Annotated in this window: 14 protein-coding genes, 1 tRNA gene and 1 pseudogene; 2 read left to right on the top strand and 14 right to left on the bottom strand. The window is 29.0% G+C overall.

Annotated elements, in window-relative coordinates:
• The 12 genes and pseudogenes from CAMP5053_RS07545 to CAMP5053_RS07490 form a co-directional block, all read right to left on the bottom strand.
• Window positions 1-517: pseudogene (locus CAMP5053_RS07545) on the bottom strand (N-acetylmuramoyl-L-alanine amidase); the annotation flags it as partial.
• Window positions 510-1,607 carry a nitronate monooxygenase family protein gene (locus tag CAMP5053_RS07540; RefSeq protein WP_337217582.1) on the bottom strand — a complete coding sequence of 366 codons (1,098 nt, stop codon included), beginning with the start codon at window positions 1,605-1,607 and terminating at the stop codon, window positions 510-512. The gene CAMP5053_RS07540 and the pseudogene CAMP5053_RS07545, both read right to left, overlap by 8 nt.
• Entirely contained in the window at window positions 1,607-2,809 is a 1,203-nt protein-coding gene (gene tyrS / locus CAMP5053_RS07535; protein ID WP_214100060.1) for a tyrosine--tRNA ligase, read from the bottom strand. The genes CAMP5053_RS07540 and tyrS overlap by 1 nt, the downstream gene beginning before the upstream one ends.
• A 12-nt stretch (window positions 2,810-2,821) precedes the next feature.
• A complete protein-coding gene (locus CAMP5053_RS07530; protein ID WP_087700562.1) occupies window positions 2,822-5,011 on the bottom strand; it encodes a RelA/SpoT family protein in 2,190 nt (729 codons plus the stop codon).
• On the bottom strand, window positions 4,995-5,213 hold the full coding sequence (locus CAMP5053_RS07525) for a DNA-directed RNA polymerase subunit omega (protein ID WP_039618002.1): 219 nt from the start codon (window positions 5,211-5,213) through the stop codon (window positions 4,995-4,997). Before CAMP5053_RS07525 ends, CAMP5053_RS07530 begins: the two co-directional genes overlap by 17 nt.
• 8 nt (window positions 5,214-5,221) lie before the next feature.
• Window positions 5,222-5,947, bottom strand: coding sequence for a UMP kinase (gene pyrH, locus CAMP5053_RS07520; protein ID WP_039628219.1), 726 nt, complete (start codon window positions 5,945-5,947; stop codon window positions 5,222-5,224).
• 55 nt (window positions 5,948-6,002) lie between these two features.
• A complete protein-coding gene (locus CAMP5053_RS07515) occupies window positions 6,003-7,178 on the bottom strand; it encodes a murein hydrolase activator EnvC family protein (RefSeq protein ID WP_337217581.1) in 1,176 nt (391 codons plus the stop codon).
• On the bottom strand, window positions 7,175-7,981 hold the full coding sequence (locus tag CAMP5053_RS07510) for an ABC transporter permease (RefSeq protein WP_087700560.1): 807 nt from the start codon (window positions 7,979-7,981) through the stop codon (window positions 7,175-7,177). The genes CAMP5053_RS07515 and CAMP5053_RS07510 overlap by 4 nt, the downstream gene beginning before the upstream one ends.
• Window positions 7,968-8,624: a cell division ATP-binding protein FtsE gene (locus tag CAMP5053_RS07505; RefSeq protein ID WP_087700559.1), complete on the bottom strand. Its 657-nt coding sequence runs from the start codon at window positions 8,622-8,624 to the stop codon at window positions 7,968-7,970. The genes CAMP5053_RS07510 and CAMP5053_RS07505 overlap by 14 nt, the downstream gene beginning before the upstream one ends.
• Window positions 8,625-8,656: 32 nt before the next feature.
• A complete protein-coding gene (trmB, locus tag CAMP5053_RS07500; protein ID WP_337217580.1) occupies window positions 8,657-9,847 on the bottom strand; it encodes a tRNA (guanosine(46)-N7)-methyltransferase TrmB in 1,191 nt (396 codons plus the stop codon).
• A complete protein-coding gene (locus tag CAMP5053_RS07495; RefSeq protein WP_337217579.1) occupies window positions 9,847-11,061 on the bottom strand; it encodes a ferrous iron transporter A in 1,215 nt (404 codons plus the stop codon). Before CAMP5053_RS07495 ends, trmB begins: the two co-directional genes overlap by 1 nt.
• Complete coding sequence (locus CAMP5053_RS07490) at window positions 11,015-11,977, bottom strand: RluA family pseudouridine synthase (protein WP_337217578.1); 963 nt, start codon at window positions 11,975-11,977, stop codon at window positions 11,015-11,017. The genes CAMP5053_RS07495 and CAMP5053_RS07490 overlap by 47 nt, the downstream gene beginning before the upstream one ends.
• A gap of 72 nt (window positions 11,978-12,049) precedes the next feature.
• On the opposite strand from CAMP5053_RS07490, the gene CAMP5053_RS07485 reads away from it, so the two are divergent.
• Both CAMP5053_RS07485 and CAMP5053_RS07480 read left to right on the top strand, forming a co-directional pair.
• Window positions 12,050-13,159, top strand: coding sequence for an FtsW/RodA/SpoVE family cell cycle protein (locus CAMP5053_RS07485; RefSeq protein ID WP_087700555.1), 1,110 nt, complete (start codon window positions 12,050-12,052; stop codon window positions 13,157-13,159).
• 52 nt (window positions 13,160-13,211) lie between these two features.
• Window positions 13,212-13,288: transfer RNA gene (locus tag CAMP5053_RS07480), tRNA-Ile, on the top strand.
• 155 nt (window positions 13,289-13,443) lie between these two features.
• Here the strand turns inward: CAMP5053_RS07480 and CAMP5053_RS07475 are convergent.
• Both CAMP5053_RS07475 and CAMP5053_RS07470 read right to left on the bottom strand, forming a co-directional pair.
• On the bottom strand, window positions 13,444-13,761 hold the full coding sequence (locus CAMP5053_RS07475; RefSeq protein ID WP_337217577.1) for a hypothetical protein: 318 nt from the start codon (window positions 13,759-13,761) through the stop codon (window positions 13,444-13,446).
• A partial coding sequence (locus CAMP5053_RS07470; RefSeq protein WP_337217576.1) for a hypothetical protein occupies window positions 13,761-14,812 on the bottom strand: 1,052 nt, incomplete at its 5' end. The genes CAMP5053_RS07470 and CAMP5053_RS07475, both read right to left, overlap by 1 nt.

Here is a 14,812-nt window from a genome sequence, read left to right as displayed (position 1 = left end):
CTTCTTTTTTATCTTCTTTTTTATCTTCTTTTTTATCTTCTTTTTTATCTTCTTTTTTATCTTCTTTTTTATCTTCTTTTTTATCTTCTTTTTTATCTTCTTTTTTATCTTCTTTTTTATCTTCTTTTTTATCTTCTTTTTTATTAGTAGAAGCTGTGGTATTAGTTTCAATTTTTATTTGTTCTTTTTTTATTTTTTGATCTTGTATGACCTTTAAAGCATTTTTTAAACGTGAAATTTCTTCTTCGCTTACTCCACTTTCTTTAAGCTCTTGCACATAAGCCTTATCATCAAAACCTAAAGAATTTGAACTTATGATTAATCTTTTTAAAATCTCATTTTTTTCTTCATTATTATCATTAATCACACTTTGTATATACAAAGATTTTAACTGCTGGTGTAATTGTAATTTTTCTTCTGAATTAGAAATTAAAAAATTTTGATCAAATTTCTTAACTTCTGCATTAGCAAAAACACTAAGACATGATAATAAAAAAATAAAAAATATTCTAAGCATCTTCACCATTAACTAATTTTTTCATTAGCTCTTCTACACTAATAAGCTTATCTAGTCTATATCCATTAGCCCCTGTAAAAAATAAGCCTGTTTCTTTTTTGCCACTCCAAGCATCATATAATCTATCTGCTATACAATAGCCCACTTTAGTAGCTTCCTTACCTCTACCACATGGTGCAACACAATTACTTACACAAGAAATTTTTGGCCCCATTCTTTTATCAACTAAATTTAAAAGATTAGTTCTTACTCCTCTTGCAGGATAGCCAACTGGAGATTTTAAAAGCTCAATATCTTCTTTTTTGCAATCTAGCAATACTTGTTTAAAATCATCACTCGCATCACATTCAAAAGTTCCTATAAAACGAGTTCCCATTTGAACGCCACTTGCTCCTAAAGACATCATCTTTTCTATATCTTGCTTATCCCAAATTCCGCCTGCAGCAATTAATGGTATATCTCCCCAGTTTTTAATTTCTTGCGCAACTTGTGGCACTACATTTTCTAGTTGATACTCATCCATTAAACATTGCTCATAAGTAAAACCCTGATGTCCTCCACTTTTTGGTCCTTCAACTATAACTGCATCAGGTAAGCGATTGTATCTGCTTTGCCATCTTTTGCAAATAATTTTTAAAGCCTTAGCAGATGATACAATAGGCACCAAAGCAACATCAGGATAATCTTGTGTAAATTCAGGTAAATTTGTAGGAAGTCCTGCTCCTGAAACTATTACATTAAAACCAACTTCACAGGCATTACGTGCAATTTGCGCATAATTATTACTTGCATATAAAATATTACAACCCAAAGGTGCGTTTTTACAAACCTTTCTAGCATTATCTATCAAAGCTTTTAAACCTGCTTTTGAATAAAAATTATCGCTACCATAGGGTTTTGCATTAAGTTCTTTATCTATATGTGTTCTATTTTCATAATACCCAGTTCCCACTGAAGAAATAATCCCTAAACCACCATTTAAAGAAACTGCAGAAGCAAGCTTATCCCAACTTATACCAAGCCCCATTCCACCTTGAAAAATAGGATATTTTATCTCATGCTTTCCAATTTTTAAAGCTTTAAAACTCATCATATTACCTTTAATTTTGCAAATTTTCTTTTTCCAACTTGTAAAATATATTCACCGCTTTCTAGTTGGAATTGTTCATCTTGAACTTTTTCTCCATTAACACTTACTGCATTTGAATTAATCAATCTTCTAGCAGCTGAAGTAGAACTTTCCATTTTACACTCTACTATAGCTTTTGCAAGCCAAATACTACCTTCTAAAGTAAAACTTGGCATATCGCTAGGAAGCTCTTTTGCACTATGGACTTTGTCAAATTCTTCCTTAGCTTTTAAAGCATATTCATTTGAGTGAAAACGAGCTGTTATTTCTAAAGCTAAATTTTCCTTAGCTTTTTTAGGATGCAATGAGCCATTTTTAATATCATCTTTCATTTGTGAAATTTCATTTAAACTTTTTTCACTTAAAAGCTCATAATATCTAAACATCAACTCATCACTTATGCTCAAAACCTTAGCATACATATCTTTAGCATTTTCTGTTACACCAATATAATTTCCTAGGCTTTTACTCATTTTATTTACACCATCAAGACCTTCAAGCAATGGCATCATCATCACCGCTTGCTCTTTTTGGCAATTATATACTCTTTGAAGCTGTCTACCCATTAAAAGATTAAATTTTTGATCCGTTCCGCCCATTTCTATATCACTTTTTAATGCAACACTATCATAACCTTGCAAAAGTGGATACAAAAATTCACAAATTGATATAGGACTTTGCTCTTTAAAACGCTTGGTAAAATCATCTCTTTCAAGCATTCTAGCAACACTAAAAGTTGAAGTAAGTTCTACTATACCAGCAGCACCAAGCTCATTTAGCCATTTAGAATTAAAATGAATTTGAGTTTTACTTGGATCTAAAATCTTAAAAACTTGTTCTTCATAGGTTTTGGCATTTTTAAGCACTTCTTCTTTATCAAGTTTTTTTCTTGTAGCACTTTTTCCCGTTGGATCGCCTATTTGAGCAGTAAAATCACCTATTAAAAACTGCACTATAGCTCCATGTTTTTGAAGCAAAGCCATCTTGCTCAAAACCACAGTATGACCCAAATGCAAATCAGCAGCCGTAGGATCAAAACCAGCCTTTACAAAAAAATTTTCACCTTTTTCATAGTAATTTTTTACTAAAGAAACTAATCTTTCTTCATCAATAATTTCTGCTATTCCTCGTTTAATTTCTTTAATAATTTCATTAATATCCATAAAAAACCTTTTTTAGTGATTATTATACGCATCATTTAAAGATGTAAAATCTAAAATTTTATATCTAGATTTTAATCTTTCTTTTGCGTTTTCAACATCTACATTATTAGGTAATTCAACCTGCACTTCAAAATAATTTGCCACCACAGGCTCTGAATCAGCTGAATTAATACTTAAAACATTAATTTGCATTTTAGCTAAAGTAGTTAGAAAATCTGCTAAAGAACCTTTTTTATTTTCTATAGAAACGATGATTTTGTAACTTTTTATCGAACTATCATTCCAAGAAACAAAAACCATTTCTTTATTATCTTCTATCATTTTCATTGCTTGCTCGCAAAGTTTATGATGTATTGTTGCGCCAGTTGAGTGTCTAAAAGCAATGATTTCATCTCCTCTTTTAGGTCTACAACAATAATCAAAATTAATCGTAGTTATTTTATAATTAGAACCTACCACTATACTTTCAAATTTTTGCTCATTTTGTTCAAATTTAGCTGCTTGATTTTGTCCCACATATTTCCTAAGAGCTATAATTACTTCTTTAAAATAGTTAAAATCCAAAGCAATTTGTCTGAGCTTTTTATTAAATTTTTCTTTTTCAAGCCACTCTTCTATAAGCTTAGAATCTTTATTAAATACTGTAGATAAAAGATTTATAGCAATTTTATTATTTAATTCTTTTTTCTTTTGTTTACAAAAATCTCTTATGCTAGCTCTAGCCTTTCCTGTTTTAACACTATCTATCCAAGAACATCTAAAAAATTCTTCCTCTGAAGTTTCTATACTAACTATATCTCCATTTTTTAACACAGTTAAAAGCGGCACTCTCATACGATTAACAAAAGCTGTTTTTGCATGAAGCCCTACTTTAGTATGAACCTCATATGCAAAGTCTAAAGCCGTAGCTCCACGCGGCAAAGTGAAAATCTCACCTTTAGGAGAATACACCGCTATATCTTCTATATATAAACTATCTTTTGCATATTCATAAAGCTCAATAGCATCACAATCTTGTATATTATTTCCTTCTTCTTTGCCATGCATGGAAATATCTGCAAGCCAATCTAAATTTGGTGTTGTTATATTTCCTTCTTTGTATTTCCAGTGTGCTGCCACGCCAAATTCAGCAGTCTTGTGCATATCAAAGGTGCGAATTTGAGCTTCAATGATATTTTTTGCATCAAAAAGTGTTGTGTGTAAAGTTTGATAACCATTTTGTTTTGGCAGAGCTATATAGTCTTTAAATCTTGAGATTAAAGGATTAAAATGCGTATGTAAAATTCCTAAAGCCAAATAACAATCATAAACTTTTTCTACCAAAATTCTTACACCCAAAAGATCTAAAACTTCATCAAGTCCTACGCCTTTTCTTTGCATTTTTAAATAAATAGAATAATTATGTTTAATTCTTTTGTGTATAACAAAACTACCTTGTCTAAAACCATTCTCTAAAAATAACATTTCTATTTTTGAAATAAATTCATTAAATCCAAGTTGAATTTGTTGATCTTTTGCATTGATATAATTATCAATTTGTGCATACTCATCAGGTAGTAAAAATTTAAAACTTAAATCTTCAAGTAAATTTTTTATACTTGAAATTCCAAGTCTATGAGCTATAGGTGCATATACCACCAAGGTTTCTTCGCTGATTCTTTTTTGCTTATCTTCTCTTAAAAAATTTAAAGTAAGCATATTGTGCAATCTATCACAAAGCTTTATTACAAGCACACTCACATCTTCAACACCCGCTAAAAGCATATTTCTAAAAGTCAAAGCGGATTTTGCAAGTTTTTCATTAGAATTAGAGCGTGTAAGATGATCTTCTCTAATGCTAACTATTTTAGTTAAACCTTGAACTAATTTGGTTACCTCTTCACCAAAATTTGTGTTTAATTCCTCTTCATTGCAATTTGTATCTTCTAATACATCATGTAATAATGCAGCTATGATCATAGACTGCACAGGACTTAAAAAAGCCACAAAAGAAGCCACTAATATAGGATGAACCGCGTATGGCTCTCCACTTTTTCTAAATTGCCCTTCGTGTTTTTGAATACAAAAATCCACCGCTTTTTCTAAAACAGTAGATTGTGGAAAGACCATAAAAAGGATTTCTTTTGCTCTTTGTAAATCCTTACAATTTTTAACATCATCAACAAGTTTATCTAACAATAACTCATCATTTACTAGCTTCAATAAATCCCTCTAAAACGATTTTATCTTCTGCTATTTCATGTAAAGCAATGTCAGTGTATTTGTATTTATTTTTATCTAAATTTACTAAAGGTTCTGCACCATTTGCAAGTTCTTCAGCTCTTTTAGCCACCACAAGAGCTAGTTTATATCTGTCATCTTTTAGTTTTTTTAATGCTTTTGCAGCTATTTGTTCTACTCTCATTTTTATCCTTAATCTTGATTTTTAACAATAGAGCATAAACTCATATCGCCTTGAATGATTTTTAATAAATTTCCTTCTTTAAACATATTACACACCACTATAGGCAAAGCATTATCTTTAGCCAAGGCTATTGCAGTATCATCCATAACTTTAATATTATCATGCAAAGCTCTTTCATAGCTTAATTCATTAAGCATAATTGCATCATCATATTTTTTAGGATCTTTATCATAAATTCCATCTACTTTAGTCGCTTTAATGATCATATCCGCTTGAATTTCTACTGCTCTTAAAGTCGCAGCAGTATCTGTAGTAAAATAAGGATTACCCGTACCACAAGCAAAAATAACTATACGTCCTTTTTCTAAGTGTCTATGTGCTCTTCTCATAATATATGTTTCGCAAAATGCTTCCATTTGAATAGCGCTTTGAACCCTTACATCAAGCCCGGCACTTTCTAATGCTTCTTGCATAGCTATAGAATTAATCACAGTAGCAAGCATACCCATATGATCGCCACTTGTTCTTTTTATAAGTCCATCTCTTGCAGCAGATACCCCTCTAATGATATTTCCACCGCCTATTACTATACCTACTTCAACATTTTCATTAATCAAGCTTTTTATTTCAGAAGCTATGTATTTTAAAATAGAATTTTCTATACCAAACCCATTTTCTCCAGCCAAAGCTTCCCCAGAAAATTTAACCAATACTCTTTTTCTTTTATTGTTCATTAAATTTCTCCTTTGATTTGAAACTATATCAAAATTCGCATTAAAAAAAACTAATTTATTTAATCATTTCTAAAGGATTAATATGAAAATTCTTTTGCGTTACTTCAAAAGTTAAATCACTCTCAACCCTGCCTATAATATAACCTTTTTTAATATTTCTACCCACTTTAACTCCGGGTGCAATTTTATCTAAATGTGCATAAATAGTATGTATACCATCTTTATTTTCAACAATCACAACTTGTTTTAAAGTTGGAGTCGCTTTTGCAAAAACCACTTTACCATCTAAGACATTTCTTACTGCAGCATTAGCACTATCACTTTTTAAAACTACATTTTCGTTATAAATTTTAATATTATAAATAGGATCTATGTAATTTCCAAATTTTTGTTTTACCGTGTAAGATTCTAAAGGGGCGATTGTCTTAGGACCACTATAGCGCTTGACACTGCTTGTTTGATAGCTTGAACCCACTTGTTTTATGTTTGAATTTGGCTTTTTATCTTCTTTTTTTTGTGCTAATTTTTCTTCTTCTTTTTCTTTGATAATTTTTAATTTATTAAGTGTTTTTCTTAATTCTTGTTGTTGGGCTTGTAAATTAGAAAGTTTTCTAGTATAAATTTCCTTATCAGTTTTTTGTTTAGCTATTTCTTGCTCTTGCTTTTTTCTAAGATTTTTAAGCTCATCAATTTGATCTTTATAAACTTTTAAATTGCTATTAATTGTAGTGATTTGTGTTTGTTTTTCTTCTATTTTTTTACTTATATCTTCATAATCTTTTGAAATTTGGTAAAATTCTTCCTTGAAAATTTTATCCAAAACTCCAACTAATTCTAAAACTATAATACTATCTTCGCTTTCGATATAGTTTTTAGGAATTGCTAAATCATAAGCAAAATCTTTAGCAATTAAATCAATTATCTTTCCTTCGATTTTATTTTTATTTTGTAAAAGATCTTTATTTTGCATATTAAGTTGTTCTAGTGCTTTTATTTGAGTTTTTACAGAGCTTTCAAGCTTAGAAGTTTTTGAAGTTAAAGCACTAATTTCTGAAGCAATTTTTTTTAAATTTTTTTCATTATCTAAAATTTCACTTGCTAAATCCTCTAACTTTTTAGAAAGTTGCTTTACTATGCGTTCATTTTCTTTAATATCTTTTTGTTTTTGAGCAATTTCATTTGCAAATAAAATAGAAAAAGAAAATAAAAAAAGCAAAAAGCATTTTTTCATTTTCTGACCTTAAACATTACAAAATTCACACAAGCAAAACAAACACAAAGCATTGCTAAAAAAATCAAAAACAAATGCGTGAAAATACTTATTTTAGGTAAGCTAATATCCACACTTTGCAAAGCTAGTTTAATGGATTCAAGATCATAAACTTGAGTAAAAAATAATACAAGCAATAAAAATGCTATAAAACAATCAATAAAAACTATCTTATAAAGCATAAAAGATCTAAACCAAAATGGCGCTCCAAGCAAACACATAATTTCCACTCTTTGAGTGTGCTCAAAAAGCCAAATTTTCATTTGTTTAAGCAATAATACAAAACTAAGCAATATTATAATAAACAAGAAAAACCATAATAAAAATTTCACTAAAACTAAAAGTTTATAAATTTTTGTATGTGTTTTTGCAAAAGTTTCTACTTTAGTTATATTAGGATTTTTTAAAAGCTTATCTTTTAAAGCATTTAACTCATCTTCTGATAAAAGCTTATTAAGTTTTAAAGTATAAAATTTTGGCAATGTAGCCTTTAAAACCTCTATATTTTTAGCTGATATATCATTTTTAAGTCTATCTATCATTTCATTTGGATTTAAAATTTCTAAAGACTGAAAATAACTTACTTGATCTTCTATGCTTTTTTTATCCAAGTGAGTTTTTCCTACTAAAATAATATTATAATCTTTATTTAAAAGTTTTTCATAATGCTCTATAGTTTTGTTTGTAATGATTAAAAACTCAAAAGCAAACATCATTACCATTAAAGCAAATATCAAAGAAAGATGATTTTTAAAAGATTTCATTCATTCTCCCATTTTCTATATTAAAACGACGATAATCAAGTCTTAAATTAGTAGGAATTCTATGTGTAACAACAACCACACAAGTTCCAAGTATTTCTCTAGCTGATTTTAATAAAGTCCATATAATGTCTGAAGAATACTCATCTAAATTTCCTGTTGGTTCATCACATAAGAGCAATTTTGGATTATGTGCCAAAGCTCTTGCCATAGCCACGCGTTGTTGCTCTCCACCTGAAAGCTGAGCTGGTTTTTTATCAGCTTTGAAAGTTAAATTTACATGCTTTAAAAGCTTTGCAGCTTGTTCTTTACATACATTCTTGCTATAACCTTTAATCATCAAAGGAAGCATTACATTTTTTTCTACGCTAAATTCTTGCACCAAACGATAATCTTGAAAAATAATTCCTATTTTTTGCCTAAGCTGCAAAAGCTCAGCGTTAGAAATATCTATTAAATCATTATTACAAACCTTTAAATTCCCGCTTATTGGCTCTAAATCTCCATAGAAAGATTTTAACAAAGTTGACTTTCCACTACCACTTTTTCCTGTAATAAAAACAAAGTCATTATCTTTTAGCGAAAAACTAGCATTTTCTATAACAAGTTCATCATAACCAAGACAAAGCTTTTTAGCTTCTATCATCACTACTTTTTCCTTATTTATTTTATAAATTATTATTTGATATAAGAATACAATATTTCTCTTAATTTTTCTATAGCTTTTAAATTTTCTTTAGTTTTAAAAGGTTGCTCAAAGATAAATTCTATCTTTTGTGCGTTTAAAACTATATAAACATGCTCAGGCTTATAAAAAGCACCAAAAGCTATTTTAATGATAAGCCCATCATCTTTAATGTACATTTTTTCAAAATGCAAGAAAAAATCCTCACCTTTAAAAACTTCATTTTTAAAATTCTTTTTTATACAAGCTAGTTCTTCTGTGTTTAATCTTAGATCTTCAATAGCAAATTTTTGATCCTTACTTAAACTTTCACTCTTACTAAAGCCACTAATGATTAAATCATATATATCTTTATTTTGTCTTTTCCAACGATCTTCATATTTGCTTGAAATTTCTAAATTTTCATTTTTTTTGATTAAAGCTTTTAAATGTGAAAAAGTTAAAAAAGTTTCCAAAGTAAAATCAAAATACAAAAAGCTATCTGTTCTTAGTTCAAATTGACCATCTTCTTTTAAAACTCTAGCACATTCATTTGCAAAATTTAACCCCACCACTCTACGATGAGGCTTTTTATCCCAAGGGACAGGAAAATGCAAAAAGATTTTATCTACTAGATTAGATTCAAGTACGCTTAATAATAATCTTGCATCGGTTTCTATTAATAAAACATTATTTAAGTTTTCACTTAAGGCAAGTTTAGCTACTTGCTCTAATGCAGGGGTGTAAATTTCTATACCGATAATCAAAACATCATGATTCAATCTTGCCTGATAAAGTAAATGTCTACCACTTCCAAAGCCTATTTCAATATAAATTTGTTTTTTGTTTTTTATTTGCTCTAGTAATTCTTTTAAATCATTGGCAATTAAAGGTGTTTTTTGGATTAACCTTGTATGTTTTAGTGCTACAGCTTCACAAACGACATCTTGAGTAAAATTTTCTTTAAATACAAGTAAAGCTTTTTGCAAATACCCAATTTGCGAAGGCTTAGTGTGTTTTTCACCTTTAATAAGCCATTCTTGTTTTTTTTCATCTTTTTTAATTTGCAAAAAAAAGTTTTCTTGCTTTATGCGCGTAAAAAGCAAATCAACATTTTCGCCTTTAGCAGACCATAAGAATTCAACCCCTTCTTTTTCAAAAGGAAGTTGAATTTCTTTTAAAATTTTACACTTAAAATTTGGCATTATTTCACCGCTGTAAATTTATCAGAAGCTTTTGATTCTATACCATTTGCATCAATTGCTATAACTTCATAACTATATACTTTTCCAGGAACAGCTGTGATATCTTTTAATTGTTTAGATTTAATCTCTTTAAACACAGCATTACTTCCACCACCGCTTCTTTTAACTATATATTCTTTGGCTCTATCGTCATTATCAACCCATTCAACTCTAATGCCATCATCTTCAACAGCACATAAAATAATACTTGGTGCTAATGGTGCTCCTAAAGTAATACCCTCCACAGGCTCACTTGCTATAGGACTTTCCAAGCCATCTTTATCCACCATACTAACTTTATAATATCTTTTTTCAGCCACACCTTTAACTACATCTTCATAGGTATTTTCAGAAGTTTTAGCTACCACACTAAAAGGTAAAAAGGTAGTTGAACTTGAATAAATTTTATAATAAGCAAAATCAGCATAATCAATTTTATCCCAAGTTAAAATGATTTTTCTTGGCGCATCTTTACTTGCTTGTAAATTGCTTACCATAGGAGGAAGGGCTTTTGTAGTTGATTCTACTATTTTACTCGGGGTACTTTTAATACCATCATAAGTTAAAGCTATGATTCTATATTGAAAACTCTCATCAGGCTTTAGTGAATCATCTATATATTCAGCACTTAAACGATTTTTAACCCTAGTTAATTCTTTAAATTTCATATCTTTCATATTTGCACGTTCAATGATGTATGAATTTACTCTTACATCAGGATGTGGTCTCCAAACTATTTTTACACGATTTGGCAAACCTACAATAGCTTGCACAAAAGGCACTGGATCAATCACTCTATTTGTAAAAGCTTCTATACTCACACCATCTTGAGAAACTTGCCCAAGCTCATTAAAGGTTTTCATAGAATAATAATATCTTGTATTTGGCACTAAATTTGTATCAGTATAATGAGTTTGAAATTTATTTTTGATTTTTGCTATAAGCTCCATAGGAGCACCAGCTGCATTTGCTCTATAAATGTAATAGCCTGCTATATTTTGATCATACAAAGGCTCCCATTCAAAAGCTATACTTGTAATATCACTTATACTTTTAATGCTTGAAATTTTTGGTAAAGTATCATTTACTTGAGCAATTTGAGGCGAACTCATAGTTGTACTACAAGCACTAAAAGCCAAAGCAGAACTTAAGATAATCCAGTGAAGTTTTTTCATCTATCTCTCCTTGTGTAAAATTTTCTTTTAAAATTTGATAAAAATCATCAAACATAGGAGCTTTTATAAACATTAACTCTTTAGTCCTAGGATGAATAAAATAAATCAAATACGCATGAAGCATTACTCTATTATACTTTATTTTTCCTTTATATCCGTATAATTCATCTCCTAAAATATAACGATTAAAATCTGCCAAATGCACCCTGATTTGATGGGTTCTTCCTGTGTATAACTTAGCAGCTATTAAAGAGCATTTTTTAGCACTTAATAAATTTATAAAATCTGTTTTTGCATTTTTTGCTAAAGGATTTTTGGTATTTGTAGTGATTTTTTTAAGCCTATTATTAGGACAACGCATAATGGCTTTTTCATTACTCATTTTATCGTTTTTCAAAGGCAATTCACTTAAAGCAAGATAAAATCTTCCCATACTTTTATCTAAAAGTTGATTTGCTAAAAATTGATGTGCTTGATTGTTTTTAGCTATGATGATAGCTCCGCTTGTGCCTTTATCAAGCCTATGCACAAGCCCTGCTCTATGCTCTCCATTTAAATTTGATAAAGCATAACCCTTATGCAAAAGCCAATCCACCAAAGTCGCTTCTTTAACACTGCTTGCACCATGCACAACAACATTAGGAGCTTTGTTTAAAACTAAAACATCATCATCTTCATATAAAATTTCTACATCAAACTCAGGCGCATAACTTTCTTTAGCTTCTTTTATTAAAGGTAAAAAAATACTTATTTCATCTTTTTGTTTTATTTTTTTAGAACTTTTATTTTCTAATTTTTCATTAATATATATGCAGTTTTCTTTGATTAGTTTAGCAACTTGCGAACGACTTTGTTTAAGTATATCTGATAAAAAAATATCCAATCTTTCTTCACAAAGTGATGAAATTTTTAGCATATTATATTTCCTTGTGATAAAATTTGCAATTTTAGCATATAATTACACAATATTTTGTAAAAAAGGTTAGCTTTGATAAAACTTGATAGAAGAATTCTAACGCATTTTGATTTTGTTCAACCTCTTCTAGTGTTGCCTATCATAGCTATATCTTTTCTTTTAATTTATGAAGCAAATACACGCTTAGCTGAAAAACAATTTATCTATACTTTAGTGGGTTTTGCGGGATTTGCGTTTTTTTTCTTTTTACCTTTAAGAAGATTAATGTGGCTTATACCTGTGTTATATTGGATTAATATAGCTTTGCTTTTGAGTGTGGATATTTTTGGTGTTGAAAAACTTGGAGCTAGAAGATGGCTTGAAATACCTTTTACACATTTTACCATACAGCCTTCTGAAATTTTTAAACCTTCTTTTATTTTAATGTTAGCTTATTTGATTTATCAAAACCCTCCACCACCTAATGGCTATGGTTTAAAGCAATTTTTAAAGCTAAGTTTTTATATTTTACTCCCATTTTTGCTTATAGCAGGAGAACCTGATTTAGGAACAGCTTTAGTGCTTTTAATAGTAGGCTTTGGAACACTTTTTATCATAGGAGTAAATTATAAAATTTGGCTTAGTATTTTTTTAGCTATAGCCATAGCTTCACCTATTATTTATAGTGATTTTTTAAAGCCTTATCAAAAACAAAGAATTCATGATTTCTTAGCTGAAGAGCCAAGTTACCATGTAAAACAATCTATCATCGCTATAGGAAGTGGTGGTTTGAGCGGAAAAAAGGCTGATGAAGCCACACAAACACATTTTAAATTTTTACCTATTTCTACGAGTGATTTTATCTTTGCATATTTATCTGAAAGATTTGGTTTTATCGGTGCGGTTGTAATCATACTACTTTATACCTTACTCATTTTTCACTTATTGAGTTTAAATTATAAGCTCAAAGATGATTATTTTACAAGAGTAGTGACAAATTGCATTGCTTTATTTATTTTCATATATGTAGCGGTAAATATATCAATGACCATAGGTTTTGCTCCTGTTGTTGGTATACCTATGCCATTTTTTAGTCATGGGGGAAGTTCTTTTGCTACCTTTATGATTTTCTTTGGAATTTTACAAAATTTAATAACTTTTAGATATTTAGCAATAGAAAAAGCGGTAAAAATAAAATTCTAAATTTAAATTAAGGAAATAAAGATATAATAACATTTTTATTTTAACTTCTGGCGGATTTATAGCTCAGTTGGTTAGAGCAACCGGCTCATAACCGGTTGGTCGCAGGTTCGAGTCCTGCTAAATCCACCATTTATTTTTTGTTTTATATTTATTGAATTTTAATTTTATTATTTATCTTATATTACAACTTGGTATTCAAAAAAACATTTTCCAATGGTTTTTTAGTATTTTGATGATATTTTCGCAAATTTCTTTCTTTTTGTTTTCTTCTATTTGGAGTTTATCTAAAAAAGTTTCTTCAAGAGTGTTAATATAAGTTGTGTACATTCTTTTACATCAAATGTTTTTGATTCATTTAAAGATGACAATGCTTTTAACAATAAATCTTTATATTCTATAAGAGCTTTAATATCTACCTCTGAAAGCTGAGCTAACAGAGATAGAAATTGTGCAAAATTGTAAAATGAAAAATAAATCCATGGTGCGTTATTGCTTTTTTTAAAAAATAAAAATATTGTTTTACTAATAATAAAACTTAAAAAATAATTTGCTTTAAATGAGTCAAGAATAACAAAATTAAAATCTCCTATTCTAGATACCATTATCTTTCCTTATCTTTTAAAATTAAAGATGAATTTGGTACTCTACAAAAATTTTCATATTTGGGATACAACATTGTATGAGGCAATCTTTCAACATATTTTATAATCGTTCTATAAGTATGACCCATGGCTGAAGCATAAACATAAATATTTTCACCATTTGGGATTAATCCCTTTAGTTTTAATATTGCAAAGCCTCTTATTCCTTCAGCAATAAAATGATCATCCTTTCGCACAATCTCCACCGGACCAGAAACTACCCATTTAACTTTAGATCCTGCTTTTCCATACTCCAAAGCCATATAATCCGTATCGTAATATTTCATAATCGAACGATAAACAAATAGCTTTGGAGTATATTGAAATATATTAATCTCCTCAGAAGTGAATTCTTTTTCTCCAGTTCTATCTATATAAGTAAATTTAAACAAAGATTTATTTTTTAAATAATCTGTAATACCATTAAACTCAATAGTTGTTTCCCCATTTGCATCAACTTCATAACATGATTTTTTTGGATACAACACCCCAAAACCATCAATATTATATATCTTTGAATGAGGTACTAAACCGCTAATTTTAATACTAAAATCACTCTCAACATCTATAGTTTTTTCTTTATTTTCAAATTTTGGATATTCTACTATTTTTGGATCAACATCACAATGTTCATAATTTACAATGAATTCATTTTGACCTCCTAATGCTTGAATCAACACAAAAAATCTTTTTTTAAATGGATTCTCTGATTTTATTATCATCGTAGCCTCTTGTGAACTATTAAACTGTTTATCTGCTTGTATTACATTAAAATCTCCTTTTTCTTTATAAATATATTTTATAGAAGATCCAGCCTTTCCTCCTTTTATTTTACAAGTTACTGTTTGATTTGGTACATCAAACACAGAGTACTTAGAACACATTATATCTATTTGATATTTTTTTATAAAAATAGGCTCTAGAGCAAATGTTTCTTTAGAGGTAATTGTTTTCATATAGTCAAATTTTATATATATTTCTTTAACATCAGCATATTCCATATCAACACCAC

Source organism: Campylobacter sp. S4:11 (assembly GCF_024723695.1).
GTDB classification, from domain to species: Bacteria; Campylobacterota; Campylobacteria; order Campylobacterales; family Campylobacteraceae; genus Campylobacter_D; species Campylobacter_D jejuni_C.
Note: the sequence above shows the minus strand (reverse complement) of the source record. Positions and strands in the feature narration are given on the sequence as shown.

Coding starts and splice junctions, on each gene's coding strand:
- CAMP5053_RS07495 (WP_337217579.1), bottom strand. CDS start 11,061: ATGAAAAAACTTCACTGGATTATCTTAAGTTCTGCTTTGGCTTTTAGT.
- CAMP5053_RS07515 (WP_337217581.1), bottom strand. CDS start 7,178: ATGAAAAAATGCTTTTTGCTTTTTTTATTTTCTTTTTCTATTTTATTT.
- pyrH (WP_039628219.1), bottom strand. CDS start 5,947: ATGAACAATAAAAGAAAAAGAGTATTGGTTAAATTTTCTGGGGAAGCT.
- CAMP5053_RS07490 (WP_337217578.1), bottom strand. CDS start 11,977: ATGCTAAAAATTTCATCACTTTGTGAAGAAAGATTGGATATTTTTTTA.
- CAMP5053_RS07540 (WP_337217582.1), bottom strand. CDS start 1,607: ATGAGTTTTAAAGCTTTAAAAATTGGAAAGCATGAGATAAAATATCCT.
- CAMP5053_RS07505 (WP_087700559.1), bottom strand. CDS start 8,624: ATGATAGAAGCTAAAAAGCTTTGTCTTGGTTATGATGAACTTGTTATA.
- tyrS (WP_214100060.1), bottom strand. CDS start 2,809: ATGGATATTAATGAAATTATTAAAGAAATTAAACGAGGAATAGCAGAA.
- CAMP5053_RS07475 (WP_337217577.1), bottom strand. CDS start 13,761: ATGGTATCTAGAATAGGAGATTTTAATTTTGTTATTCTTGACTCATTT.
- trmB (WP_337217580.1), bottom strand. CDS start 9,847: ATGCCAAATTTTAAGTGTAAAATTTTAAAAGAAATTCAACTTCCTTTT.
- CAMP5053_RS07510 (WP_087700560.1), bottom strand. CDS start 7,981: ATGAAATCTTTTAAAAATCATCTTTCTTTGATATTTGCTTTAATGGTA.
- CAMP5053_RS07525 (WP_039618002.1), bottom strand. CDS start 5,213: ATGAGAGTAGAACAAATAGCTGCAAAAGCATTAAAAAAACTAAAAGAT.